Source organism: Pseudomonas sp. BNK-15 (assembly GCF_047456105.1).
Classification (GTDB): Bacteria; Pseudomonadota; Gammaproteobacteria; order Pseudomonadales; family Pseudomonadaceae; genus Aquipseudomonas; species Aquipseudomonas putida_E.
In genome coordinates this window covers 2571748-2595938 of sequence record NZ_CP179898.1, presented here as the reverse complement: position 1 = coordinate 2595938, position 24191 = coordinate 2571748, and the positions used below count along the sequence as shown (strand labels likewise).

At 62.8% G+C, this 24191-nt stretch carries 24 protein-coding genes; 12 read left to right on the top strand and 12 right to left on the bottom strand.

The features are described 5' to 3' along the window. Positions 1-13: 13 nt before the first annotated feature. From mrdA to ACMGF5_RS11860, 5 genes are read right to left on the bottom strand one after another with little or no spacing between them, the layout of a single operon-like run. Positions 14-1903 (bottom strand): penicillin-binding protein 2, encoded by a 1890-nt coding sequence (mrdA, locus tag ACMGF5_RS11880; RefSeq protein WP_046785130.1) that lies wholly within the window; start codon positions 1901-1903, stop codon positions 14-16. A gap of 16 nt (positions 1904-1919) precedes the next feature. Further along, entirely contained in the window at positions 1920-2387 is a 468-nt protein-coding gene (gene rlmH / locus ACMGF5_RS11875) for a 23S rRNA (pseudouridine(1915)-N(3))-methyltransferase RlmH (protein ID WP_008090421.1), read from the bottom strand. 9 nt (positions 2388-2396) lie between these two features. Next, positions 2397-2819, bottom strand: coding sequence for a ribosome silencing factor (gene rsfS, locus ACMGF5_RS11870; protein ID WP_012312550.1), 423 nt, complete (start codon positions 2817-2819; stop codon positions 2397-2399). A gap of 45 nt (positions 2820-2864) precedes the next feature. After that, positions 2865-3557 carry a nicotinate-nucleotide adenylyltransferase gene (gene nadD / locus ACMGF5_RS11865; RefSeq protein WP_046785129.1) on the bottom strand — a complete coding sequence of 231 codons (693 nt, stop codon included), beginning with the start codon at positions 3555-3557 and terminating at the stop codon, positions 2865-2867. Beyond that, on the bottom strand, positions 3526-4797 hold the full coding sequence (locus ACMGF5_RS11860) for a glutamate-5-semialdehyde dehydrogenase (protein ID WP_414157805.1): 1272 nt from the start codon (positions 4795-4797) through the stop codon (positions 3526-3528). The genes nadD and ACMGF5_RS11860 overlap by 32 nt, the downstream gene beginning before the upstream one ends. 203 nt (positions 4798-5000) lie before the next feature. On the opposite strand from ACMGF5_RS11860, the gene ACMGF5_RS11855 reads away from it, so the two are divergent. After that, the gene (locus tag ACMGF5_RS11855; RefSeq protein WP_046785127.1) at positions 5001-5693 is read left to right on the top strand and encodes a DNA-3-methyladenine glycosylase; all 693 of its coding nucleotides are present in this window, start codon (positions 5001-5003) and stop codon (positions 5691-5693) included. A 3-nt stretch (positions 5694-5696) separates the two neighbouring features. Further along, positions 5697-7013 (top strand): bifunctional DedA family/phosphatase PAP2 family protein, encoded by a 1317-nt coding sequence (locus tag ACMGF5_RS11850; RefSeq protein ID WP_115273491.1) that lies wholly within the window; start codon positions 5697-5699, stop codon positions 7011-7013. A 72-nt stretch (positions 7014-7085) separates the two neighbouring features. On the opposite strand, the gene ACMGF5_RS11845 is transcribed toward ACMGF5_RS11850, so the two are convergent. Genes ACMGF5_RS11845 through ACMGF5_RS11835 form a run of 3 tightly spaced genes read right to left on the bottom strand, consistent with a single transcriptional unit; the run spans position 7086 to position 8761 of the window. Continuing rightward, positions 7086-7676: an LON peptidase substrate-binding domain-containing protein gene (locus ACMGF5_RS11845; protein WP_414157804.1), complete on the bottom strand. Its 591-nt coding sequence runs from the start codon at positions 7674-7676 to the stop codon at positions 7086-7088. A 9-nt stretch (positions 7677-7685) separates the two neighbouring features. Continuing rightward, entirely contained in the window at positions 7686-8402 is a 717-nt protein-coding gene (locus ACMGF5_RS11840; RefSeq protein ID WP_046785124.1) for an LrgB family protein, read from the bottom strand. Beyond that, positions 8399-8761 carry a CidA/LrgA family protein gene (locus ACMGF5_RS11835; RefSeq protein WP_046785123.1) on the bottom strand — a complete coding sequence of 121 codons (363 nt, stop codon included), beginning with the start codon at positions 8759-8761 and terminating at the stop codon, positions 8399-8401. Before ACMGF5_RS11835 ends, ACMGF5_RS11840 begins: the two co-directional genes overlap by 4 nt. A 145-nt stretch (positions 8762-8906) precedes the next feature. Here ACMGF5_RS11835 and ACMGF5_RS11830 point away from each other — a divergent pair, with 145 nt between their 5' ends. The 3 genes from ACMGF5_RS11830 to ACMGF5_RS11820 all read left to right on the top strand — a co-directional run bounded on the left by ACMGF5_RS11830 (position 8907) and on the right by ACMGF5_RS11820 (position 11863). Next, positions 8907-9362, top strand: coding sequence for a MaoC family dehydratase (locus ACMGF5_RS11830; protein ID WP_046785122.1), 456 nt, complete (start codon positions 8907-8909; stop codon positions 9360-9362). Positions 9363-9457: 95 nt separating this feature from the next. After that, the gene (locus ACMGF5_RS11825; protein WP_115273489.1) at positions 9458-11191 is read left to right on the top strand and encodes a C13 family peptidase; all 1734 of its coding nucleotides are present in this window, start codon (positions 9458-9460) and stop codon (positions 11189-11191) included. A 27-nt stretch (positions 11192-11218) separates the two neighbouring features. After that, complete coding sequence (locus tag ACMGF5_RS11820; protein ID WP_012312540.1) at positions 11219-11863, top strand: oxidoreductase; 645 nt, start codon at positions 11219-11221, stop codon at positions 11861-11863. 46 nt (positions 11864-11909) lie between these two features. Here the strand turns inward: ACMGF5_RS11820 and ACMGF5_RS11815 are convergent, their stop codons facing one another. The 4 genes from ACMGF5_RS11815 to ACMGF5_RS11800 form a co-directional block, all read right to left on the bottom strand. Continuing rightward, positions 11910-12176, bottom strand: coding sequence for a YceK/YidQ family lipoprotein (locus tag ACMGF5_RS11815; RefSeq protein WP_404602079.1), 267 nt, complete (start codon positions 12174-12176; stop codon positions 11910-11912). 17 nt (positions 12177-12193) lie between these two features. Beyond that, positions 12194-12823 (bottom strand): flavin prenyltransferase UbiX, encoded by a 630-nt coding sequence (ubiX, locus tag ACMGF5_RS11810; RefSeq protein WP_012312538.1) that lies wholly within the window; start codon positions 12821-12823, stop codon positions 12194-12196. Next, entirely contained in the window at positions 12820-14169 is a 1350-nt protein-coding gene (gene mpl / locus ACMGF5_RS11805; protein WP_046785118.1) for a UDP-N-acetylmuramate:L-alanyl-gamma-D-glutamyl-meso-diaminopimelate ligase, read from the bottom strand. The genes ubiX and mpl overlap by 4 nt, the downstream gene beginning before the upstream one ends. Before the next feature lie 66 nt (positions 14170-14235). After that, positions 14236-16221: a sigma-54-dependent Fis family transcriptional regulator gene (locus tag ACMGF5_RS11800; protein WP_414157803.1), complete on the bottom strand. Its 1986-nt coding sequence runs from the start codon at positions 16219-16221 to the stop codon at positions 14236-14238. A gap of 256 nt (positions 16222-16477) precedes the next feature. On the opposite strand from ACMGF5_RS11800, the gene ACMGF5_RS11795 reads away from it, so the two are divergent. The 7 genes from ACMGF5_RS11795 to ACMGF5_RS11765 all read left to right on the top strand — a co-directional run bounded on the left by ACMGF5_RS11795 (position 16478) and on the right by ACMGF5_RS11765 (position 24100). Continuing rightward, positions 16478-17998: an aldehyde dehydrogenase family protein gene (locus tag ACMGF5_RS11795; protein WP_046785116.1), complete on the top strand. Its 1521-nt coding sequence runs from the start codon at positions 16478-16480 to the stop codon at positions 17996-17998. 154 nt (positions 17999-18152) lie between these two features. Continuing rightward, positions 18153-19601 (top strand): ethanolamine permease, encoded by a 1449-nt coding sequence (eat, locus tag ACMGF5_RS11790; RefSeq protein WP_039604782.1) that lies wholly within the window; start codon positions 18153-18155, stop codon positions 19599-19601. 48 nt (positions 19602-19649) lie between these two features. Then, positions 19650-21044 (top strand): ethanolamine ammonia-lyase subunit EutB, encoded by a 1395-nt coding sequence (locus ACMGF5_RS11785; RefSeq protein WP_174140984.1) that lies wholly within the window; start codon positions 19650-19652, stop codon positions 21042-21044. Positions 21045-21052: 8 nt separating this feature from the next. After that, positions 21053-21871, top strand: coding sequence for an ethanolamine ammonia-lyase subunit EutC (eutC, locus tag ACMGF5_RS11780; RefSeq protein ID WP_115273486.1), 819 nt, complete (start codon positions 21053-21055; stop codon positions 21869-21871). Between the two features lie 107 nt (positions 21872-21978). Then, a complete protein-coding gene (locus tag ACMGF5_RS11775) occupies positions 21979-22437 on the top strand; it encodes a GNAT family N-acetyltransferase (protein ID WP_012312531.1) in 459 nt (152 codons plus the stop codon). 191 nt (positions 22438-22628) lie between these two features. Next, the gene (locus ACMGF5_RS11770; RefSeq protein ID WP_012312530.1) at positions 22629-23276 is read left to right on the top strand and encodes a DedA family protein; all 648 of its coding nucleotides are present in this window, start codon (positions 22629-22631) and stop codon (positions 23274-23276) included. Between the two features lie 8 nt (positions 23277-23284). Then, positions 23285-24100, top strand: coding sequence for a zinc-dependent peptidase (locus ACMGF5_RS11765; protein ID WP_281870167.1), 816 nt, complete (start codon positions 23285-23287; stop codon positions 24098-24100). Positions 24101-24191: the final 91 nt, after the last annotated feature.

Genomic DNA, 24191 nt, shown 5'->3' with positions numbered 1-24191 from the left:
TCGAAATTGTTCTTCACGGGGCCGTTTCCTGGGCGACAGTGGCAGGAGCGAACTCAGGCTTGAGCCGACCGTTCTCGTCGAGCAGCCAGGCGTCCATGATCTGCCGCACCACGGGTGCGGCTACACCGGAGCCGGACTCGCCGTTCTCGACCATCACCGAAACCACGATCTTCGGATCGTCGGCCGGGGCGAAGGCGACGAACAACGCATGGTCGCGGTGGCGCTCCTGAATTTTGTTGCGGTCGTATTTCTCGCCCTGCTTGATCGCTACCACCTGCGCGGTACCGCTCTTGCCGGCAATGCGGTACTGGGCACCGGCCGCAGCCTTGCGTGCAGTACCGCGGGCGTTGTGCATCACCTGCTCCATGCCGTGGGTGACCTTGGCCCAGTCGGACTTGTCACGCAGGATGATGTTTTCCATCGGGTTCGGGTCCACGGGCGGCTGGCCTTCGATGGTCTTGGCCAGGTGCGGGCGGTTCCAAACGCCTTTGTTGGCGATCAGCGCTGTGGCCTGGGCCAGTTGCAGCGGTGTTGCCTGCATGTAGCCCTGGCCGATGCCCAGAATCAGGGTTTCACCTGGGAACCAGGCTTGGCGGCGGGTGGCGCGCTTCCATTCACGCGACGGCATCAGCCCGGCCGACTCCTCGAACATGTCCAGGGCAACTTTCTGGCCGATGCCGAACTTGTTCATGTAGATGGACAGCCGATCGATACCCATCTTGTGGGCAAGATCGTAGAAATAGGTGTCATTGGAACGCATGATTGCGGTATCCAGGTCGACCCAGCCATCACCACTGCGGTTCCAGTTACGGTATTTGTGATCGTAGTTGGGCAGTTGGTAATACCCCGGGTCGAACACACGACTGCCGGCGTTGACCACACCACTGTCGAGGCCGGCGATGGCAACCGCCGGCTTGATGGTCGAACCCGGCGGGTACAAGCCGCGCAGCACGCGGTTGAACAGCGGCCGGTCGATCGAGTCGCGCAACTCGGCGTAGGCCTTGAAACTGATGCCGGTGACGAACAGGTTGGGGTCGAAACTCGGCTGGCTGACCATCGCCAGCACTTCGCCGTTGCGCGGGTCGAGCGCTACCACCGCACCGCGGCGCCCACCCAGGGCCGCTTCGGCAGCTTCCTGCAACTTGATGTCCAGGCTCAGCACGATGTCCTTGCCAGGTTTCGGGTCGGTACGCTTGAGGACCCGCAGCACGCGCCCGCGAGCGTTGGTCTCGACTTCCTCGTAACCGACCTGGCCGTGCAGGTCGGCTTCGTAGAAGCGCTCGATGCCGGTCTTGCCGATATGGTGGGTGCCGCTGTAGTTCACAGGATCTAGGCTTTTGAGCTCTTTCTCGTTGATCCGCCCGACATACCCTACCGAATGGGCGAAATGCGCACCTTGCGGGTAATGCCGCACCAACTGGGCGACCACTTCGACGCCAGGCAAACGGAACTGGTTGACCGCCACGCGGGCGATCTGCTCTTCGTTCAGCTCGAACAGGATCGGCACTGGCTCGAACGGCCTTCGCCCCTGCCTCATGCGTTTTTCGAAAAGTGCACGATCGTCCGGCGTCAGCTCCAGCACTTCCACGATATTGTCCAGCACTTCCTGCCAGTTACCCGCACGTTCACGGGTCATGGACAGGCTGAAGCTCGGCCGGTTATCGGCGATGATCACCCCATTGCGGTCGAAGATCAGCCCGCGCGTCGGCGGGATCGGCTGCACGTGCACCCGATTGTTCTCTGACAACGTGGAGTGGTAGTCGTACTGGATGATCTGCAGGTAGTACAGGCGTGCGATCAACACGCAGACAAGCAGCATGATCGCGACGGCGCCGACCACGACGCGGTTACGCACCAGGCGGGCGTCTTTCTCGTGGTCCTTGAGGCGGATCGGCTGCGACATCGGACTGCTTACAGGCTCATTTGTGGTAAGGGTGCCCGGACAACACGGTCCAGGCGCGGTAGATCTGCTCGCCGATGAGTATCCTTACCAACGGGTGCGGCAGGGTCAGCGGCGACAGCGACCAGCGTTGCTCGGCGCGCGCACAAACCTCAGGCGCCAGCCCTTCCGGGCCGCCCACCATCAAATTCACCGTGCGCGAATCCAGCCGCCAGCGGTCCAGCTCGGTCGCCAATTGCTCGGTACTCCAGGGCTTGCCATGGACCTCGAGGGTGACGATGCGTTCCCCGGGCTGAACCTTGCTCAGCATGGCCTCACCCTCCTGACGAATCAGGCGGGCGACGTCGGCATTCTTGCCACGGGTGTTCAGCGGAATTTCCACCAGCTCCAGCGACAGCTCCTGGGGCAGGCGCTTGGCATATTCATGCCAGCCTTCCTCGACCCACTTGGGCATGCGCGAGCCGACCGCGATCAGGCGCAGACGCACGACGCTTCCTTATTCCCGGTCTTTGAGCTTGTCGGTGAAGTAGTCGCTGGCGTTTTCCGGGCTGTGGTGCTTGGCATCGGCGGCGCGGCTCTGCTCGGCACCCAGCCACAGGCGTTCCAGGTCGTAGAACTGGCGGGCAGCGGCGGTCATCATGTGCACGATGACGTCGTTCAGGTCCAGCAGCACCCAGTCGCTGTCGCCCTTGCCTTCTTCGCCCAGCGGCTGCGCACCTTCTTTCTTGACCGCTTCACGGACCTTTTCCAGCATCGCGTTGATCTGGCGATTGGAGGTACCGGTGGCAATGATCATGTAGTCGGTCAGGCTGTGCTTCTCGCGAACGTCGATGACCTGGATATCCTGGGCCTTGACGTCTTCCAGCGCGCTGATGGTCAGCTTGACCAGTTCTTCGCCATTGATTTTCTGCTTGCTCATATAAAACTCGTTCAACTCGTTGGATGAGGCGCCCACAGGGCACCGTCAGTTAGGCGCACGATACAGTTCATGCGCCTCGATGTAGGCCAGTACGGCGTCCGGCACCAGGAACCTCACCGACCTGCCGCTGGCCAGCAGCTGTCGGATCTGTGTAGCCGACACCGCAAGCGGTGTCTGCCAGACGAACGAAATACTACCCGCCGGGCCGGACATGGCGGTGGGATCGCTCTCGGAGCGCGCGGCCAACAGGTTGCGCAGCTCGTCAGGGGGTTCAACGTCGGCATCCGGGCGTTGCAGCACCAGGATGTGACAGTGTTGCAGCAGTTCTTCCCAGCGGTGCCAGCCAGGCAAGCCGCAGAAGGCATCCCAGCCCAACACCAGAAACAGCTGGTCAGCAGCGCCCAGTTCGGCGCGGACCGACTCCAGCGTATCGATGGTGTAGGACGGTTTGTCGCGCTCAAGCTCGCGGGCATCCACGCTCAGGCGTTCGACGCCTTGCACGGCCCCACGCACCATCGCCAGGCGATCTTCGGCCGCCACCTGCGGGGTGTCGCGGTGTGGCGGCCGGGCATTGGGCAACAGGCGCATCTCTTCCAGCCCCATGAACTCGGCGACCTCAAGCGCGCTGCGCAGGTGGCCAATGTGCACGGGGTCGAAAGTACCGCCAAGAATGCCGATGCGCCGGACTGCCTGGGCCTTGCTCAACTCAGCAGGACTCCTGGCCGCGCAGTTGGCCATCGCCGATCACTACGTACTTCTCGCAGGTCAGGCCTTCCAGGCCGACCGGGCCGCGGGCGTGCAGCTTGTCGGTGGAAATACCGATCTCCGCGCCCAGGCCATACTCGAAGCCGTCGGCGAAGCAGGTCGGGGTGTTGAGCATCACCGATGCCGAGTCCACCTCGGCCATGAACTGACGGGCCTGGCCCTGGTGTTCGGTAATGATCGAATCGGTGTGATGCGAGCCATAGTGGTTGATGTGCTCGATGGCCTGGTCCAGGCCATCGACCACACGAATCGACAGGATGGCGTCGAGGTACTCGGTGTGCCAATCGTCTTCGCTGGCCGGCTTGGCCTCGATCAGCGCACGGGTACGCTCGCACCCGCGCAGTTCGACGCCCTTTTCCTGGAAACGGCGGGCCATTTCCGGCAGGAAACCTTCAGCCACACGTTGGTCGACCAGCAGGGTTTCCATCGCACCGCAAATACCGTAACGGTAAGTCTTGGCGTTGAAAGCAACGCGCAAGGCCTTGTCCAGGTCCGCGTGCTCGGCAACATAGACGTGACAGATGCCGTCCAGGTGCTTGATGACCGGCACACGGGCATCGCGGCTGATGCGTTCGATCAGGCCACGGCCGCCCCGCGGGACGATGACATCGACAAACTCAGGCATGCTGATCAGCGCGCCAACCGCCTCACGGTCGGTGGTCTCGACCACCTGAACCACGGCGGCCGGCAGGCCGGCCTCGGCAAGGCCACGCTGAATGCAGGTGGCGATGGCGCGGTTGGAGTGAATGGCCTCGGAGCCGCCGCGCAGGATGGTGGCGTTGCCTGACTTCAGGCAAAGGCTGGCGGCATCGATGGTCACGTTCGGGCGCGATTCGTAGATGATCCCGATCACCCCCAGCGGCACGCGCATCTTGCCGACCTGAATACCCGACGGGCGATAGCTCATGTCGCGGATGGCGCCGACCGGGTCTGCCAGGCTGGCCACCTGGCGCAGGCCGGTGATCATGCCGTCGATACGCGCTGGGGTCAGGGCCAGGCGGTCGAGCAGGGCAGGCTCCAGACCGTTGGCACGGCCGGCGGCCAGGTCCTGTTCGTTGGCTGCGGTAAGCTCGGCACGCGCGGCGTCCAGTGCATCGGCAGCAGCCTGCAGGGCGCGGTTCTTCTGCGCAGTGCTGGCGCGGGCGATCACCCGGGAGGCCTGGCGAGCGGCGCGACCCAAACGGGTCATGTAGTCAAGAACGGACTCAGTCATGGGTTCGGTGTCTTGGCGAAGGGGAAATCGGCTGATTATAACTGCCGCGCAGGTATACGCCCAGCGGCGGGTGGCGGATGGTAGAAAATGGCAGACAAGAATCTGTAGGAAAGATGTAACCGGCCTTATCGAACTGTCTTGGTTCAGCCTCGATTAAGCCAATCGTTGCTATCATCCGCGCCTGACCACGACGAACCGCCAGCATGCCAGACACAACCCCCTGCCCTGCCCGCGCCTTGCCCGACAGCTTCTTCGACCGAGACGCCCAGACCCTGGCCAAAGCCCTGCTGGGCAAGGTCATCCGCCATCGGCATGGCGACCTGTGGCTGGCCGCACGGATCATCGAAACCGAGGCCTATTACCTGACTGACAAGGGCAGCCATGCCTCGCTTGGCTACACAGAAAAGCGCAGGGCGCTGTTTCTCGATGGCGGGCATATCTACATGTATTACGCCCGCGGAGGTGACTCGCTCAACTTCAGCGCACACGGCCCAGGCAATGCAGTGCTCATAAAGTCGGCCTACCCCTGGGTGGACGCCCTTTCCGGTGCCAACAGCCTGGCGCAAATGCAGTTGAACAACCCCGACGCCAGCGGCAAGCTGCGCCCAGCCGAACGCCTGTGCGCCGGCCAGACCCTGCTCTGCCGGGCCTTGGGCTTGAAGGTAGCGCAGTGGGATGGCCAGCGCTTCGACCCTGAACGCCTGTACGTCGAGGATTGTGCCATCACCGTGCCCAAAGTGGTCCAGGCCGCACGCCTGGGTATCCCCCATGGCCGCGATGAGCACCTGCCGTACCGTTTCATCGACGCCGAATACGCCCGCTTCTGCACCCGGAACCCGCTGCGCCGGGGGCAAGTCGAAGGGCAAGACTTTTTCATTCTCAAACAAGGAAGCTGAAACATGGGCCAATGGCTCGACAGCCTGACCGGCTGGCTCAGCGCCAACCCGCAGTGGCTTGGCGTGGCAATTTTTCTGGTGGCCTGCATCGAATGCCTGGCCATCGCCGGCATCATCGTACCTGGTACGGTACTGCTGTTTGCCGTCGCGGTATTGGCAGGCAGCGGCACCTTCAGCCTGGGCGAAACATTGCTGCTGGGGTTCCTCGGCGGCCTGCTCGGTGACGCCCTGTCTTACACGATAGGCAAGTACTTCCACCAGAACATCCGCCGCCTACCCCTGTTGCGCCACCATCCGGAATGGATCGGCAGCGCTGAAACCTACTTTCAGCGCTACGGCATCGCCAGCTTGCTGGTTGGCCGTTTCATAGGCCCGCTGCGGCCGATGCTGCCGATGGTCGCGGGCATGTTCGACATGCCGTTGCCGCGTTTCATTGCGGTCAGCGTGCTGGCCGGTGCCGGCTGGTCGGTCGCCTACCTGTTGCCGGGCTGGGCTACCGGGGCGGCCATGCGCCTGCCCTTGCCGGAAGGGTTCTGGCTGGATGCAGGCATCATCGCCGGCGCCCTGGCGGTGCTGATCGGGCTGAGCCTGAACAGCAGCGTACGCGACCAGCGCCACGGGACGCGGCTGATCGCCGGCTTGAGCTTTCTGGCATTGGCCGGGGTGTTTCTGGGATGGCCGTATTTTCACGAGTTCGACCAGGGCGTGATGACCCTGGTGCAGGAGCATCGCAGCCAAGCCTTGGACGGCACCATGGTACTGGTAACCCGCCTGGGCGATTTCCGCACCCAACTGTTCCTGGGCGGGCTGCTCACCGGCCTGCTGCTGCTCGCCCGACAATGGCGGCATGCACTGTTCGCCGGTGGCGCCTTGATGGGTACGGCAATTGCCAATGGCTCGCTGAAATGGCTGTTCGCCCGGGCGCGACCGGAGGTGCTGACCGACCCCTTGACCAGTTACAGCATGCCCAGCGGGCATAGCTCGGCCTCGTTTGCGTTCTTCCTGGTGATGGCGGTGCTGGCCGGGCGTGGCCAGCCGCCACGCATGCGCCTGACTTGGGTGATGCTGGGGTGCATTCCGGCGTTGGCGATTGCCCTGTCGCGCGTTTACCTGGGAGCGCATTGGCCGACCGACATCCTGGCCGGAGCCTTGCTGGCCTGCTGCGTCTGCGCGCTCAGCCTGACGCTGGTGCAATATCGCCAGCCGCTCAATGCATTGCCACAACGGGTATGGTGGCTGGTATTACCGGCATGTATCGCGTTGCTGGCTTTCTTTGCCCTGTATGCCTTGCCGCTGGCCCTGGAGCGTTACCAATATTGACGCTGGCTGTACAGCCCTATCGCCGGCAAGCAGGCTTGCCGGCGATAGGGCCATAAAGGCAACCACCCTCTATCAGGCAAACAACTCACCCTGAATCCGCTCCAGCAGCCTCTGGATTTCTGCCAGCCGCTGCGACGGCGAGTCGATCGCCAGCAAGTCCAGCTTGTCCTCTTCCATGAACGGCAGCAGATAAGCCAGCTGGTTGGCCAGTGCCTGGCGCCCCGCGACGTCACGGGGCATGTCCAGCGCCTCGACCATCGGGTGCTCACCCAACGCCACCAGCAGGGCCAGCAGGTCATCGTCCTGATCGGTCAGCGGGCTGTCCGCCTGCTCCTCCAGCCAATGCACCTCGCCCAGCAGCAATTGGTCTTTCTGCACCTCGGTCTGACCCAGCTCGAAGCGCCGCACACCTTCCACACGGATACCCAGCAAGCCGTTGTCCTGCTGGACAAAATCACGGATCAGCGCCTCGCACCCGATCGATGCAACCACAGGCGGCGCCTTGCCGACCTGCTCGCCTTCGACGATGCACACCACACCAAAGCCTGTGCCCTGCTTCATGAAGCGGCCAATCATGTCCAGGTAGCGGGCTTCGAATATCTGCAAATCCAGCAGGCAACCGGGAAACAACACAGTATTGAGGGGAAACAGCGGTAGCGTCATCACAACTCCTCAAGCCACCAGGCTGACCGCCAACGGCAGGAACACCGCCGTGGCCACCCCCATCAGGCTCATTGCCAGTGCGGCAAACGCGCCGCACTCGTCACTTTCCTGCAAGGCCACCGAGGTACCCACGGCATGCGCGGTCACGCCCAGGGACATGCCGCGCGCCTCGGGGCTATGCACACCAAAACGGCTCAACAGCGCAGGGCCGAAAATGGCCCCGATCACCCCGGTGATCAACACGAAGACCGCCGCCAGGGCCGCCACACCACCAATTTGCTCGGCCACAAGCATGGCAATCGGTGAGGTCACCGACTTCGGCGCCATGGTCATCAGGATCATGTGTTCGGCGCCGAACCACCAGCCCAGCAACAGGCAGCAGAGCGTGGCGAACAGGCCTCCGATTACCAGCGTAGTAAATGTCGGCCAGAACAGCTGCCGGATACGCCGCAGGTTGAGGTAGAGCGGCACGGCCAAGGCCACCGTGGCCGGCCCCAGCAGGATGTTCATGATCTCGGTGCTCTTGCGGTACTCACGGTAGTCGATACCACAGACCAGCAACACACCGATCACCATGACCATCGACACCAGTACCGGCTGCAGGAAGATCCAGCGGGTTTTCTCGTAAGCTGCCAGCACCACCTGATAGGCACCCAGCGTAATACCAATGCCAAACAGCGGATGGTGGACAACCGCATCGAGCGCGCCCTGCCAATCGAGGATCATGGCTGCTCCCCGCGCTTGCCCTGGCGATGCATGAGTTTCTGCATCAATACACCGACAAAGACCAAGGTGGCCAGGCAGGAGATCAGAAGCGCGCCGGCGATGGCCCAAAAGTCTGCAGCGATATCCTTGGCATACACCATCACACCCACTGCTGGCGGCACCAACAGTAGCGGCAGGTAACGCAACAGACTGCTCGCCGCCTCGTTCAACGGCTTGCCGACCTCACCGCGGGCCATGAGGAACGACAACAAAAGCAAAAGGCCGATGATCGGCCCGGGCAGTATCGGCACCAACAGATGATTGAGCGCCGTACCCAGCAGCTGGAACAGCACCAGCCAGGTCAAACCACGCAACAGCATAAGGATCTCCTTTCGGCCATGCCGGCCATTATAAGCACGCGCAAGGCTATGGGCGGATATTCGCCCTGATGCTGGCAACTTGACTGTAATTGTTCGCCGTGCTGATCTTGCACACTCGTACCAAATGACAACCTGGAGAGTCGCGATGCCCTATGTACCGGTTACCGAGCTTTCGCAGTACGTTGGAAAGGAACTGGGACGTTCCGACTGGCTGAAGATCGACCAGCAACGCATCAACCTGTTCGCTGAGGCCACGGGCGATTTTCAATTCATCCATGTCGACCCTGACAAAGCGGCCAAGACACCCTTTGGCTGCACCATTGCCCATGGCTTCCTGACCTTGTCGCTGATTCCAAAGCTGATGGAAGACATACTGGTGCTGCCTGAAGGCCTGAAGATGGTGGTCAATTACGGGCTCGACAGTGTGCGTTTCATTCAGCCGGTGAAAGTCGGCAGCAAGGTGCGCCTGAAGGTGGATCTGGGTGAGGTGACCGAGAAGAAACCTGGGCAGTGGTTGCTCAAGGCTACCGCGACACTGGAGATCGAAGGCGAAGAGAAGCCGGCCTATATCGCCGAGCCGCTTTCGCTCTGCTTCGTCTGATCTTTTTTTGGGGGTCGCCACGCGGCCCCTGCCATGGCTGTCTCATCCGCCCCATTGTGCGGCATACTCGGCATAACTTTTGCCCGGATTCGGCCATGCGTGCTCTGTTGCCTCTCACCCTGACCCTGATGCTCGCTGCCTGTGGCGATGGCGAATCGCTGTTGCCACCGGATGCGCGCCTGCCCGACGGCGGTCGCTACAGGGGCCAGGTGGTTGACGGCTTGCTGCAAGGCGAAGGGCGCATCGACTATCCCAACGGCAGCTGGTACGCCGGCGGCTTCAAGGATGGCCAATGGCATGGCCAGGGCGAGTGGCATGGCAGCAATGGCGAGGTCTATCGCGGCCAGTTCGCCGCCGGCCTGTTTCAGGGCGTGGGCGACCTGACCACCCCCGGCAGCCACTATGCAGGCACCTTCAGCCACGGCCGTCGCGACGGCGAAGGTACGCTCAAGCAGGCGGACCAGACCTACCGCGGCCAGTTCAAGGACGATCAGTACCATGGCGCGGGTGAGCTCGAACTGGCGGACGGCAGCCGTTACCAGGGCTTGTTTGCCAGCGGCAAGCCCAATGGTGCCGGCGTACGCAGCGATGCCAGCGGCAATCAGTTCAGTGGCCGCTTCGTCGACGGTCTGTTGCAGGGCAGCGGCACCTACGACAGCGTCGATGGCGAGCAATATATCGGCGAGTTCAAGGACAACCGCCTGGAAGGTCGTGGCCGCTATGAAAACGCCGAAGGCGATGTCTGGATCGGCGAGTTCAAGGACGGCTCGCTGCTTGGCGAGGGGGAAATGCTGGGCAGCGATGGCAGCCACTACAAGGGCAGCTTCGTCGACTGGCGCCTGGCCGGCCAGGGCAGCCTGCAATTGCCCGATGGCAGCCGCTACGTCGGCGGCTTCGAAAACGACGCCTACCAGGGCCAGGGTAAACTGACCCTGGCCAGCGGCAAGGTGCAAAGCGGTTACTGGGTCAATGGTGTGCGCGTTCGCGACCACAACGGCAAACTGCTCCCCGACCCGCTGGAACTGGCCCTGCTCAATCAGGGCAAGCTACTGGATGAGGCGCTGGCGCGCGTACCGCGCTCCGCGCCGCCCATTGAGCTGTATAGCCTGGTGGTCGCCGGTGACGGCCAGCAGAGTGTATTTCTGCGCGAGGCCGACTACGTCAGCAATCTTTTGAAGGTGCGCTTCGGTGCCCACGGCCAGATCACGCTGGTCAACCACCGCGACCAGATGTCCACACGGCCCATGGCAACCCGCGAGAACCTTACCCGCGCCGCCCGCACACTGGCTGAGCGCACCGGCCCGCAGGACTTGGTGTTCATCTACCTGACCAGCCATGGCAGCCAGGACCACCAGTTGGTATTCGACCAACCACGCCTGCAGCTTGCCGACCTGTCCGCCGACGAACTGGCCAGCGCCTTGGCGCCGCTCAAAGAGCGCGACAAGGTGATCGTCATCTCCGCCTGCTATTCAGGGGGTTACATCGCCCCGCTCAAAGATGAGCGGACAATCATCATGACTGCCGCACGGGCGGACAGGGTGTCATTCGGCTGCTCGGAAGAGGCCGATTTCACCTATTTCGGCGAGGCTCTGTTTGCCCAGGCGCTGAACCAGACCGACGACCTCGAACAAGCGTTCGAACTGGCGCGCAGCAGTGTTGCCGAACGTGAGAAGAGGGAAGGTTTCGAAGCCTCCGAGCCACAGATCTGGGCACCATCAACCGTACTGGCACATTGGCAACGCTTGCGCCAGCAGCAAGCTGAAAAAGCCTTACGCAATGCCGCACAAGCGACTTCGCAGGGGCAGGAAAAAAGGCCAGCCCCGCACTAGACTTGTGTGTAACACAGGAGAGACATCATGTACTTGACGCCTCAGCATGTCCTGCTTGCCGGAGCCACGGGCCTGACGGGTGAACACCTGCTTGACCGCCTGCTCAACGAGCCCACCATCAGCCGCGTTCTGGCACCCACCCGCCGCCCCCTGGCCGAACACCCACACCTGGAAAACCCGGTCGGTGACCCTGCGGTGTTCCTACCGCAACTGGCCGGGCGCGTGGACATCGCTTACTGCTGCCTGGGCACTACCTTGAAGCAGGCCGGCTCCGAGCAGGCGTTCCGCGCCGTCGACCTGGACATGGTGGTGGCCTTCAGCAAGCGTGCACGGGAGATGGGTGCGCGCCACCTGCTGGTGGTCAGCGCCATCGGCGCCGATCCCAAGTCGTCGATCTTCTACAACCGGGTCAAGGGCGAAATGGAAGAGGCGCTCAAGGCGCAGGATTGGCCGCAACTGACGATTGTCAGGCCTTCGCTGCTGCTGGGTGAGCGCATTGCGCCGCGCTTGGGCGAACGGCTGGCTTCCCCGTTTGCACGGTTGATGCCGGGCAAGTATCGGGGCATCGAAGCCTGCACATTGGCGCGGGCGCTATGGCGCCTGGCGCTGGAGGAAGAGGACGGGATTCGGGTTGTCGAGTCGGATGAGCTGCGTAGATTAGGCAAGAAATAGCGCCCGCCTGAACGGCCCTGTCGCCGGCAAGCCGGCGACAGGGCCGTTACAGACCGCCAGTGGCCTGGAAGCCGATCCCGGCAGCCGTCAGCAACGATAATGGCAGCAGCAGGGTATCGAGCAGCATGCTCCCAGGCAGGTCCAGCCGCGGATACGCCGGCGCCTGAGCCCCGAAATGATCCTTGGGGCAGCACCCGCCATTGATCACGTACAAGTCCAGCCGGGTGCCGGCATACACCACCGGCGCGCCCGGTTTGTTGGCATCAAGCGTGCGCACCGTGGCACAGCCGTCAAGCAGCAGGACGGCCAGCATTGCAGGTAAAGTGCGCTTCAATCATCCGCCCCAAGATGATGCTCCCCCCAACGCGGCAACATGTCCTGCGGGATGTTCAGCAGGTTGAGAACACGCGCCACGACGAAGTCGACCAGGTCATCGATGGTCTGCGGCTGGTGATAGAAGCCTGGGGCCGCCGGCAAGATAACCGCGCCCATCTGCGAGAGCTTGAGCATGTTCTCCAGATGGATGGTCGAGAATGGCGCCTCGCGCGGCACCAGGATCAGCTGGCGACGCTCCTTGAGGGTCACGTCGGCGGCACGTTCGATCAGGTTGTTGCAGGCCCCGGTGGCGATGGCCGACAAGGTGCCGGTGGAGCACGGCACCACCACCATGGCCGCCGGTGCGCCGGAGCCCGAGGCCACCGGCGACATCCAGTCCTCCTTGCCATACACGCGGATCTGCCCATCGGCAGCACCGGTGTACTCGGTCAGAAAGGCCTGCATGGCCTGAGGCTTGGGCGGCAGCAGCACGTCGGTCTCGGTGGACATCACCAATTGCGCGGCCTTGGAGATGAGAAAATGCACCTCACGGTCTTCGCGCACCAGGCAATCGAGCAGACGCAAGCCATACTGCGCGCCGGAGGCGCCGGTCATGGCCAGGGTGATGCGTTCCGGCCCGCTCACTTCAGGGCCTCGGCCAATTTGCCATGCAGGCCGCCAAAGCCGCCGTTGCTCATGATCACCACGTGTGTGCCCGGCCGCGCCTGGCCCTTGACCCGCTCGATGATCGCTTCGAGGCTGTCGGCGACCACGCTCGGCACCTTGCACTGCGCCGCAGTCGCCGCCAGGTCCCAGCCCAGGTTGGCTGGCGCATACCAGACTACCTGGTCGGCATCGTTGACGCTTTCCGGCAGGCCGTCACGGTGCGCGCCCAGCTTCATGGAGTTGGAACGAGGCTCGATGATGGCGATCACCGGTGCCTCGCCCACCCGCTTGCGCAGGCCGTCGAGGGTGGTGGCGATAGCCGTCGGATGGTGAGCGAAGTCGTCATAGATGGTCACGCCTTGAACTTCTGCGACCTTTTCCATGCGCCGCTTGACGCTCTTGAACGCGCTCAGGCCTGCAATGCCCATGGCAGGCACCACCCCCACGTGACGGGCAGCGGCCAATGTTGCCAGCGCGTTGGCAACGTTGTGCTGGCCGGTCAGGGCCCAGTCCACAACGCCTTGCGCTTGCCCCTCGAACAGCACTTCGAAGCGCGAGCCGTCGGCACTGAGCAAGCGCGCCTGCCATTGGCCACCCTCGCCGGTGGTCTGCACTGGCGTCCAGCAACCCATGCCGATTACCCGCTCCAGCGCCTGTTCGGTGGTCGGATGGATCACCAGGCCTTCGCTCGGAATGGTGCGCACCAAGTGATGGAACTGCCGCTCGATGGAGGCCAGATCCGGGAAGATGTCCGCGTGGTCGAACTCAAGGTTATTGAGAATCGCAGTGCGCGGACGGTAGTGCACGAACTTCGAACGTTTGTCGAAGAACGCGCTGTCGTATTCGTCGGCCTCCACCACGAAGAACGGCGTATCGCCCAAGCGTGCCGACACCGAGAAGTTCTGCGGCACGCCACCGATCAGGAAGCCGGGGCTCATGCCGGCATGCTCCAGGACCCAGGCCAGCATGCTGCTGGTGGTGGTCTTGCCGTGGGTACCGGCCACGGCCAGCACCCAACGCCCCTGCAGCACATGGTCGGCCAGCCACTGGGGGCCGGAGACATAAGGCAGGCCTTTGTTGAGCACATGCTCCACCGCCGGGTTGCCCCGCGACATGGCGTTGCCGATCACCACCAGGTCCGGCGCCGGGTCCAGCTGGGCCGGGTCATAGCCTTGGGTCAGCTCGATGCCCTGGGCCTGGAGCTGGGTGCTCATCGGTGGGTAGACGTTGGCGTCCGAACCGGTCACACGGTGGCCGAGTTCTTTGGCCAGCACCGCCAGCGAACCCATGAAAGTGCCGCAAATACCGAGAATATGAATATGCATGGTCGACCTCGCAAAACTTCGAGGCAGGGTAGCCCAGGGCGCGGGAAATCGCACTCGCTGTTTCGCTCAGACGCCCCTGGCGATGCCGTGTTTGCGCAGTTTTCGATACAAGGTATTGCGGCTGATACCCAAGTGCTCGGCGACACGGGTCAGGTGCCAGCGGTTTGCCTCCAGTACGGATAACAGGGCCTGGCCCTCCGCCTGTAGGAGCGGCCTTGTGTCGCGAAAGGGCTGCGAAGCGGCCCCCGCAAACTGGGCAGCGTTATCGAAATCCTGGGGCCGCTCACCGGCCCTTTCGCGACACAAGGCCGCTCCTACAGGGCTGGAAGTGTTGCGCACGATTGCGGGCAGATCCGCAAACGCGACATGACAATCCTCACACAATGCCACCAACGTACGCAGCACGTTGCGCATCTGGCGCACATTGCCCGGCCAGGCAAAATCCAGCAGCGCCTGGCGGGCGCTTGGCTCGATTTCGATGGCCTGGCCTTGCGCTTCCTGTCGCAACAGGAAATCCAGCAACTGAGCCTTGTCACTGCGCTCACGCACCGCCGGCATCGTCACTTCCAGGCCATTGAGCCGGTAATACAGGTCCTCGCGGAAGGTGCCCTGCTCCACCCGCTCAAGCAGGTCGCGGTGGGTAGCACTGACGATCCGCACATCGACCGCTTGCGGCTCACCACCGATCGGCACCACCTGACGTTCCTCCAGCACCCGTAGCAGACGGGTCTGCAGCGCCAGCGGCATGTCACCGATCTCGTCGAGCAACAATGTGCCGCCATCGGCCTGCAGCAGCTTGCCGCGCATGCCTTCCTTGCGCGCCCCGGTAAAACTGCCGCCGCGGTAACCGAACAACTCGCTCTCTATCAGGCTTTCGGGAATCGAGGCGCAGTTGACTGCCACGAACGGCTTGCCGCGCCGCTGGCTAGCGTGGTGCACTGCCTGGGCGAAGGCTTCCTTGCCACAACCGGTCTCGCCCGACACCAGCAGTGGCACATCACGCTCGAACACCCGCAGCGCACGCCGGAAATCACCCTGCAGCGCCGGGTCCATCAGACAAATGCCGGGGGCAGCCTCTGGCCGGGCTTCGGGCAAACCCGCCGGCACCGCCCACACCGGTGCCTTCGCCTGCCCGCGCAAGCTGGCAAATACCTGGCGACCATCACGCGTATACAGCGGCCAGGCCGTGCTGCCATTGGGCATGGCGCGGCTGAAGAGCTCATCATGGTTACAGGCAAAAAACATTTCCAGCGGCTTGCCCAGTACCCCGCCACGGACGGTGCCCAACAGGTTGAGGGCGCTCTGGTTGGCCGCGCAGACACGGCCATCGGCGTCGAACGCCAGCAGCCCTTCGCTGAACAACCCCACCGACTCGGCCTGCAGATGGAAGCGCAGCAACCATTGCTGCTCGAAGTGGCGCAGGAAGTAACAGCTCTCGATCATCTTTGCCGAAAGGTTGACCAGCGCCATGGTATGAAACTGGCTCTGACGCGAGACATCCGGCCTCGCCGATGACACATCGAGCACTGCCAGCAGCTCGCCATGCGGGTCGAAAACAGGGCTGGCCGAACAGGTCAGCCCGGTGTGCCGCCCGCGAAAGTGTTCGTTCTGATGGATGGTCAGCGCCTGGCGCTCGACCAGGCAGGTGCCGATGCCGTTGGTGCCTTCGCGCGCCTCGCTCCAGTCAGCGCCCAACCACAACCCTGCACGCTCGAAAATGCGCCGTTCGCTGGGTGCGGTGACACAATTGAGGATGACACCGCGCGCATCGGTCAGCAGTACCGCGTGCCCGGCACCTGATAGCTGCTGGTGCAGGCTGTTCATTTCATTGTCGGCGATTTTCAGCACCTGGTTCAGGCGCTCACGGCTTTCGAGCAGGCGGCCGTGTTCCAGCACGACCGGCGCCGCAAGCACCTCGGGATCAAGATGATAGTCCTCCAGGCATCGCAGCCAGGATCGGGCAATCGACGGGTCGCTACCGGCACCGCCGGCTTCGCCGTGGGCAACGGTATGCACTTGCTGGGCATGCCGACTGAGGTGGTGGCTCTGCATTGGTTTTTGTTCTCCGCAGATAGAGCGTCCTGCCAGCATCCTCCACCCGCCCGGGCTTTGCAATGCACCGCAATCAAGCGTGTCGCAAACGGTACAAAGTGTCACCCAGGCCGTGCCACTTCTGGGACAACCCCCTCTGCAGGCTCATCCAGAAACTGCGCAAACCCTTGATTCCAATGGCCCTCCCCACGCTGGCCCAACCTTTGCTCTACGCTTTCCAACTCCTCAACAAACACAATTAACCAGGAGACACACCATGCGTTATGCACATCCCGGTACCGAAGGCGCGAAGGTTTCCTTCAAGAGCCGCTACGGCAACTACATCGGTGGTGAATTCGTAGCTCCGGTCAAGGGGCAGTATTTCGACAACACCTCCCCGGTGAATGGCAAGCTGATCGCTGAATTCCCCCGCTCCACTGCCGAAGACATCGACAAGGCGCTCGACGCCGCCCACGCAGCCGCCGATGCCTGGGGCCGCACCTCGGTGCAGGACCGCTCCAACGTGCTGCTGAAGATCGCCGACCGCATCGAGCAGAACCTGGAAGTGCTGGCCATCGCCGAAACCTGGGACAACGGCAAGCCGGTCCGCGAAACCCTCAACGCCGACATCCCGCTGGCGGTCGATCACTTCCGCTACTTCGCCGGCTGCATACGCGCCCAAGAGGGCGGTGCCGCCGAGATCAACGAAAATACCGTGGCCTATCACATCCATGAGCCACTGGGCGTGGTCGGGCAGATCATCCCGTGGAACTTCCCGATCCTGATGGCCGCCTGGAAACTGGCCCCGGCCCTGGCCGCTGGCAACTGCGTGGTGCTCAAACCGGCCGAGCAGACCCCGCTGGGCATCACCGTGCTGGTAGAGCTGATTGGCGACCTGCTGCCGCCCGGCGTGCTCAACGTAGTCCAGGGCTATGGCCGCGAGGCCGGCGAAGCACTGGCCACCAGCAAGCGCATCGCCAAGATCGCCTTTACCGGCTCTACCCCGGTCGGCTCGCACATCATGAAATGCGCCGCCGAGAACATCATCCCGTCTACCGTCGAACTGGGCGGCAAATCACCCAACGTCTACTTCGAAGACATCATGCAGGCCGAGCCGAGCTTCATCGACAAGGCTGCCGAAGGCATGGTGCTGGCGTTCTTCAACCAAGGCGAGGTATGCACCTGCCCGTCGCGGGCGTTGGTGCAAGAGTCGATCTACCCGCAGTTCATGGAAGTGGTGATGAAGAAGGTGCTGCAGATCAAGCGCGGCGACCCGCTCGACACCGACACCATGGTCGGCGCCCAGGCTTCGCAACAGCAGTTCGAAAAAATTCTGTCGTACCTGCAGATCGCCCAGGATGAAGGCGCCGAACTGCTGACCGGTGGCAAGGTGGAGAAGCTGGAAGGCGCGTTGGCGACCGGTTACTACATCCAGCCGACGCTGCTCAAAGGCAACAACAAGATGCGCGTGTTCCAGGAAGAAATCTTCGGCCCGGTGGTCAGCGTCACCACCTTCAAGGACGAAGCCGAGGCACTGGCCATCGCCAACGACACCGAGTTCGGCCTTGGCGCCGGTGTATGGACCCGCGACATCAACCGCGCCTACCGCATGGGCCGCGGCATCAAGGCTGGCCGCGTATGGACCAACTGTTACCACCTGTACCCGGCGCACGCCGCGTTCGGCGGGTACAAAAAGTCCGGCGTGGGCCGTGAAACCCACAAGATGATGCTCGACCATTATCAGCAGACCAAGAACCTGCTGGTGAGCTACGACATCAACCCGCTGGGCTTCTTCTAAGCGGCAGCGGCAAGCTGCAAGCTGCAAGAAAAAGCGGATAGAACGCCGACCTGCTTTTTCTTCAGGCTTGTAGCTTGCATGGCTCGCTTCCTGCAGTACCCATCACCATCGGCCGGAACCCTTCCGGCCACCAAGAAAAAGAACAGGTGAAACTATGCCAAGCGATCAATCCTCCGGCGCACCGGCAGGCGCTTCCGTCGATTTCGAAAAGGTCGGTTCGGACTATTTCCAGCAACGTGAACTGAAAAAAGGCGCCGCCGGCTGGGTCCTGCTGGTGGGCCTGGGCGTCGCCTACGTGATCTCCGGCGACTATGCCGGCTGGAACTTCGGCCTCGCCCAAGGTGGCTGGGGCGGCATGTTCCTTGCCACCCTGCTGATGGCCACCATGTACCTGTGCATGTGCTTTTCGCTGGCCGAACTGTCCTCGATGATCCCTACCGCCGGGGGCGGCTATGGCTTTGCTCGCAGCGCCTTCGGGCCGTGGGGCGGCTTTCTGACAGGCACGGCGATCCTCATCGAGTACGCCATCGCTCCGGCAGCCATCGCGGTGTTCATCGGTGCCTACTGCCAGTCCCTGTTCGGCATTGGCGGCTGGATGATCTACCTGGCGTTCTACATCGTCTTTATCGGCATCCACATCTTCGGGGTCGGTGAGGCCCTGAAGCTGATGTTCATCATCACCGCCGTCGCCGCCATCGCCCTGGCTGTCTTCCTTGTGGGCATGGTGCCCCATTTTGATGCGGCGAACCTGTTCGACATCGCCCAGACCGACGCGGTCGGCGCCAGCAGCTTCCTGCCGTTCGGTTATGTTGGCGTGTGGGCGGCAATACCCTACGCGATCTGGTTCTTCCTGGCGGTAGAAGGCGTGCCGCTGGCGGCCGAGGAAACCAAGAACCCGAAACGTGACCTGCCACGCGGCCTGATTGGCGCAATGCTGGTGTTGCTGGCGTTTGCCCTGCTGATCCTCGTGGTAGGCCCGGGTGGTGCGGGCTCCGAAGCGCTCAAAGCCTCCGGTAACCCACTGGTAGAAGCACTTTCCAAGGCGTATGGCGGTTCCACCTGGATGGGCGGCTTCGTCAACCTGGTTGGCCTGGCCGGTCTGATTGCCAGCTTCTTCTCGATCATCTATGCCTATTCGCGGCAGATCTTCGCCCTTTCCCGCGCCGGCTACCTGCCGCGCAAGCTGTCCGAAACCAACAAGAGCAAGGCCCCGGTACTGGCCCTGATCATCCCTGGCATCATCGGTTTCGGCCTGTCACTGACCGGCCAGGGCGACCTGCTGATCCTGGTTGCGGTGTTCGGTGCGACGCTGTCTTATGTACTGATGATGGCCGCGCACATCACCCTGCGCATCCGCCGGCCCAAGATGGAACGCCCCTATCGCACCCCTGGTGGCATCTTCACCTCGGGCGTAGCCCTGGTGCTGGCATGCATCGCCGTGGTCGCAGGCTTTTTGGTCGACCCACGGGTGGTGATTGGCGCCGCAGTGATCTATGCAGTACTGATTGCCTACTTTGCGTTCTACAGCCGCCACCACTTGGTTGCGGGTACACCGGAAGAGGAATTCGCCGCGATCCAGAAGGCCGAAGAGGCCCTGCACTGATTGCCGACACCTGCCGCGGGCACGCCCGCGGCACTCTGGAGATTCTGTATGGCAAGTTTCGTACACACGGTAGGCCACCTGGTCTACCGCTTCGACAGCCTCAAGGACGTGATGGCCAAAGCCAGCCCCGCACGTTCCGGGGATTACCTGGCTGGCGTTGCTGCCGCCAACGATGGTGAACGGGTGGCGGCGCAGATGGCACTGGCCAATATTCCGCTCAGCCACTTCCTCAGCGAAGCGCTCATCCCGTACGAGCAGGACGAAGTTACCCGCCTGATCATCGACACTCACGACGCCCAGGCCTTCGCCCCGGTCAGCCACCTCACCGTCGGCGGCCTGCGTGACTGGCTGCTCAGTGACGAAGCCGACGAGGACAGCATGCGCGCCCTGGCGCCTGGCCTGACCCCGGAAATGGCCGCTGCTGTATCGAAGGTCATGCGCGTACAGGACCTGGTACTGGTGGCGCAGAAGATCCGTGTAGTCACCCGTTTTCGCGGCACCATGGGCTTGCGCGGGCGCCTGTCGACCCGCTTGCAGCCCAACCACCCCACTGACGAGCCGGCCGGGATTGCCGCCAGCATTCTCGATGGCCTGCTGTACGGCAATGGCGACGCCATGATCGGCATCAACCCGGCCACCGACAGCATCGCCTCGATCTGCGCCATGCTGGAAATGCTCGACGCCATCATCCAGCGCTACGACATTCCCACCCAGGCCTGCGTGCTGACCCACGTCACCACCTCGATCGAGGCAATCAACCGCGGCGTGCCGCTGGACCTGGTGTTCCAGTCGATTGCCGGCACCGAGGCGGCCAACGCCGGCTTTGGCATCAACCTCAACGTGCTTCAGGAAGGTTACGAGGCCGGGTTGTCGCTCAAGCGCGGCACGCTCGGGCAGAACCTCATGTATTTCGAAACCGGCCAGGGCAGCGCCCTGTCGGCCAACGCTCACCACGGCGTCGACCAGCAAACCTGCGAAACCCGCGCCTACGCAGTTGCCCGCCATTTCAAACCGTTTCTGGTCAACACCGTGGTCGGCTTCATCGGCCCCGAGTACCTGTACAACGGCAAGCAGATCATCCGTGCCGGCCTTGAGGACCACTTCTGCGGCAAGCTGCTGGGCGTGCCGATGGGTTGCGACATCTGCTACACCAACCACGCCGAGGCCGATCAGGACGACATGGACACCCTGCTGACCCTGCTGGGTGTGGCCGGGATCAACTTCATCATGGGCATCCCCGGCTCCGACGACATCATGCTCAACTACCAGACTACCTCGTTCCATGACGCGCTTTATGCGCGCCAGACACTGGGCCTCAAACCCGGGCCTGAGTTCGAGGCTTGGTTGCAGCGCACCGGTATATTCACCCAGGCCGATGGCCGGGTACGCTTCGGCGACAACCTGCCGCCGGCGTTCCGCCAGGCCTTGGCACAGCTGGCATAGAGGTGACCATGGACCGTCAGATACCCACCCCCGAAAATCCTTGGCTGGCCCTGCGCAACCTGACGCCGGCGCGTATCGCCCTTGGCCGCAGCGGCATCAGCCTGCCAACCAGCGCCCAGCTGGACTTCCAGTTCGCCCACGCCCAGGCCCGCGATGCCGTGCACCTGGCATTCGACCACACGGCACTGAGCGAACAATTGAAGGAACGCGGGCGTGACAGCCTGGTACTGCACAGCGCCGCCAGCGACCGCAACCAGTACCTGCAACGCCCGGACCTGGGCCGGCGCCTGAACGATCGCTCGGTGGAACAGTTGCGCCAGCACGCCCAGACCAACCCTGGCGGCTGCGACCTTGCCATCGTGGTGGCCGACGGCCTCTCGGCCCTGGCCGTGCATCGCCATACCTTGCCGTTCCTGGCCCGTTTCGAGGAACAGGCCGCTGCCGATGGCTGGACCAGCGCACCGGTGGTGTTGGTGGAGCAAGGCCGGGTAGCCGTGGCCGACGAAGTGGGCCAACTGCTGGGGGCGCGCATGACCGTAATGCTGATCGGCGAGCGCCCCGGGCTCAGTTCACCCGACAGTTTGGGTTTGTATTTCACCTACGCGCCAAAGGTGGGCCTGACCGACGCTTACCGCAACTGCATCTCCAACGTGCGCCTGGAAGGCCTGAGCTACGGCATGGCCGCGCATCGCCTGCTATACCTGATGCGCGAGGCCTGTCGCCGACAGCTATCTGGCGTGAATCTTAAGGACGAAGCGGAGGTCCATACTATCGACAGTGAAAACACCTCTAATCAAAAAGGCAATTTCCTACTCGGTGAAGGGTAAAGAACATGTCACGGACGGTGGATTGCGCTTCTGGCCGGCATTGGGCAGCATGCGATTGAAAGCTGCTGGCATTCCGCTGTTTCCCAAATGGACTCTGAGGGCCGCACATGCGCATTATCAAGGCAACCCTGGAACACCTCGACCTGCTCACCCCGCTGTTCGTCCGATACCGCGAGTTCTATGGGCAACTGCCATACCCGGACAGCTCGCGCAAATTCCTGGAAACGCGCCTCAAACGCGACGAGTCGGTCATTTACCTGGCACTGCCGGACGATGACGACGCCAAACTGCTGGGCTTCTGCCAGCTCTACCCGAGCTTCTCGTCGCTGTCGCTCAAGCGGGTATGGATTCTCAATGACATCTATGTGGCCGAAGACTCACGTCGCATGCTGGTGGCTGACCACCTGATCCGTGAAGCCAAGAAAATGGCCAAGGATACCCAGGCCGTGCGCATGCGGGTTTCGACCAGCGCCAACAACGAGGTGGCGCAGAGGACCTATGAATCCATCGGTTTTCGCAAGGATACCGAGTTCGAAAGCTACATCTTGCCGATCAGCCAAGACTGATCAGTACTGGCCCGGGCGCCGGCTGGCCGGCGATCGGGCCGGTACCTGCACCCTCAGTAACCCCCCGCTACAAACTCTCCGGGCATCCTCGCGACTTGGCCGTATAATGCCTGCTCCTGGCATGTCTGAAAATTTACCCTACCGCAAGTCCGCTCGCCCGTAGCTGCGGGTCAAGAACACAGGTGCTGTACATGGATTTCAACCCGCTGGACCTCATCCTGCATCTCGATGCCTACCTTGATCTGCTGGTCACCAATTACGGCCCCTGGATCTACGCCATCCTGTTCACCGTGATTTTCTGCGAGACCGGCCTGGTGGTAATGCCCTTCCTGCCGGGTGATTCACTGCTGTTCATCGCCGGCGCCGTGGCCGCAGGTGGCGGCATGGACCCGGTGCTGCTGGCCGGCCTGCTGATGGCTGCGGCAATCATGGGTGACAGCACCAATTACGTGATCGGGCGAACGGCAGGTGAACGGCTTTTCAACAAACCCGATTCGAAAATCTTCCGCCGCGACTACCTGCAGCGCACCCATGAATTCTATGAACGCCATGGTGGCAAAACCGTGACCCTGGCGCGCTTCCTGCCGATCCTGCGCACCTTCGCGCCGTTCGTCGCGGGCATCGCCCACATGCATTACCCGCGCTTCCTGGCCTTCAGCGTTGCAGGCTCGCTGCTGTGGGTAGGTGGCCTGGTGACCCTCGGCTACTTCTTCGGCAACGTGCCATTCATCAAGCAGCACCTTTCGCTGATGGTGGTCGGCATCATCTTCCTGTCGCTGGTACCCATGGTCCTGGGCCTGCTGCGCGGCCGCCTGGGCCGCACCGCCAAGGCACACTGACAAACGCCATGTGGTCCTTCAGCGCCTGGCGGCGCAAGCGCACGCTGGCGCGCTACCCGGTCGATCCGCAGCAATGGCAGGCGATCCGTGAACGCCTGCCAATGCTCGATGGCATCAGCGACGACGAAGACCGTCGGCTACGTGATGCCTGCATCCTGTTCCTGCTCGACAAACACCTGACAACCTTGCCCGGCGTCGAGCTGAATGATCAGCAACGCCTGTTCCTCGCCGCCCAGGCCCAGCTACCGCTGTTGCACCTTGGGGACCTCAACTGGTACCAGGGCTTTCACGAGATCATCCTCTACCCGGACGACTTCAAGAGCCCCCAGCGCCATCGCGACGCCAGTGGCGTGGAGCATGTCTGGGATGGAGAACACAGCGGCGAGGCGTGGCAGCAAGGCCCGGTGATCATGGCCTGGGCCGGAGTACTGGCCAGCGGCGGCTGGGAAGCCTACAACCTGGTGATCCACGAGCTGGCACACAAGCTCGACATGCTTAATGGCGATGCCAATGGCCTGCCACCGCTGCACAGTGACATGCAGGTTGAAGACTGGGCCACGGCCATGCAGCAGGCGTATGACGACCTCAACCGCCAGCTGGACGCCGACCCTGAAACGCAAACGGCCATCGACCCTTATGCGGCCGAAAACCCGGCAGAATTCTTTGCCGTCACCAGCGAGTACTTCTTCAGCGCGCCCGACCTCTTGCAGCAGGCTTATCCACAGGTGTACCGGCAACTGTCACTGTTCTACCGCCAGGACCCTCTGGCGCGCCTGACGCGGTTGCAGGCCGAACACCCTGACTACCGCGAAAGCCACGTCTGATGCGCCCGCGCATCAGTTCGGGCGTGGCATGCCCAGGCCGAATGTGCCTATAATCGCCGCCACTTTTTTGATCAAACACGGGGGCACTGCC

Coding starts and splice junctions, on each gene's coding strand:
- mrdA (WP_046785130.1), bottom strand. CDS start 1,903: ATGTCGCAGCCGATCCGCCTCAAGGACCACGAGAAAGACGCCCGCCTG.
- rsfS (WP_012312550.1), bottom strand. CDS start 2,819: ATGAGCAAGCAGAAAATCAATGGCGAAGAACTGGTCAAGCTGACCATC.
- nadD (WP_046785129.1), bottom strand. CDS start 3,557: ATGGCCAACTGCGCGGCCAGGAGTCCTGCTGAGTTGAGCAAGGCCCAG.
- ACMGF5_RS11860 (WP_414157805.1), bottom strand. CDS start 4,797: ATGACTGAGTCCGTTCTTGACTACATGACCCGTTTGGGTCGCGCCGCT.
- ACMGF5_RS11855 (WP_046785127.1), top strand. CDS start 5,001: ATGCCAGACACAACCCCCTGCCCTGCCCGCGCCTTGCCCGACAGCTTC.
- ACMGF5_RS11850 (WP_115273491.1), top strand. CDS start 5,697: ATGGGCCAATGGCTCGACAGCCTGACCGGCTGGCTCAGCGCCAACCCG.
- ACMGF5_RS11845 (WP_414157804.1), bottom strand. CDS start 7,676: ATGACGCTACCGCTGTTTCCCCTCAATACTGTGTTGTTTCCCGGTTGC.
- ACMGF5_RS11840 (WP_046785124.1), bottom strand. CDS start 8,402: ATGATCCTCGATTGGCAGGGCGCGCTCGATGCGGTTGTCCACCATCCG.
- ACMGF5_RS11835 (WP_046785123.1), bottom strand. CDS start 8,761: ATGCTGTTGCGTGGTTTGACCTGGCTGGTGCTGTTCCAGCTGCTGGGT.
- ACMGF5_RS11830 (WP_046785122.1), top strand. CDS start 8,907: ATGCCCTATGTACCGGTTACCGAGCTTTCGCAGTACGTTGGAAAGGAA.
- ACMGF5_RS11825 (WP_115273489.1), top strand. CDS start 9,458: ATGCGTGCTCTGTTGCCTCTCACCCTGACCCTGATGCTCGCTGCCTGT.
- ACMGF5_RS11820 (WP_012312540.1), top strand. CDS start 11,219: ATGTACTTGACGCCTCAGCATGTCCTGCTTGCCGGAGCCACGGGCCTG.
- ACMGF5_RS11815 (WP_404602079.1), bottom strand. CDS start 12,176: ATGCTGGCCGTCCTGCTGCTTGACGGCTGTGCCACGGTGCGCACGCTT.
- mpl (WP_046785118.1), bottom strand. CDS start 14,169: ATGCATATTCATATTCTCGGTATTTGCGGCACTTTCATGGGTTCGCTG.
- ACMGF5_RS11800 (WP_414157803.1), bottom strand. CDS start 16,221: ATGCAGAGCCACCACCTCAGTCGGCATGCCCAGCAAGTGCATACCGTT.
- ACMGF5_RS11795 (WP_046785116.1), top strand. CDS start 16,478: ATGCGTTATGCACATCCCGGTACCGAAGGCGCGAAGGTTTCCTTCAAG.
- eat (WP_039604782.1), top strand. CDS start 18,153: ATGCCAAGCGATCAATCCTCCGGCGCACCGGCAGGCGCTTCCGTCGAT.
- ACMGF5_RS11785 (WP_174140984.1), top strand. CDS start 19,650: ATGGCAAGTTTCGTACACACGGTAGGCCACCTGGTCTACCGCTTCGAC.
- eutC (WP_115273486.1), top strand. CDS start 21,053: ATGGACCGTCAGATACCCACCCCCGAAAATCCTTGGCTGGCCCTGCGC.
- ACMGF5_RS11775 (WP_012312531.1), top strand. CDS start 21,979: ATGCGCATTATCAAGGCAACCCTGGAACACCTCGACCTGCTCACCCCG.
- ACMGF5_RS11770 (WP_012312530.1), top strand. CDS start 22,629: ATGGATTTCAACCCGCTGGACCTCATCCTGCATCTCGATGCCTACCTT.
- ACMGF5_RS11765 (WP_281870167.1), top strand. CDS start 23,285: ATGTGGTCCTTCAGCGCCTGGCGGCGCAAGCGCACGCTGGCGCGCTAC.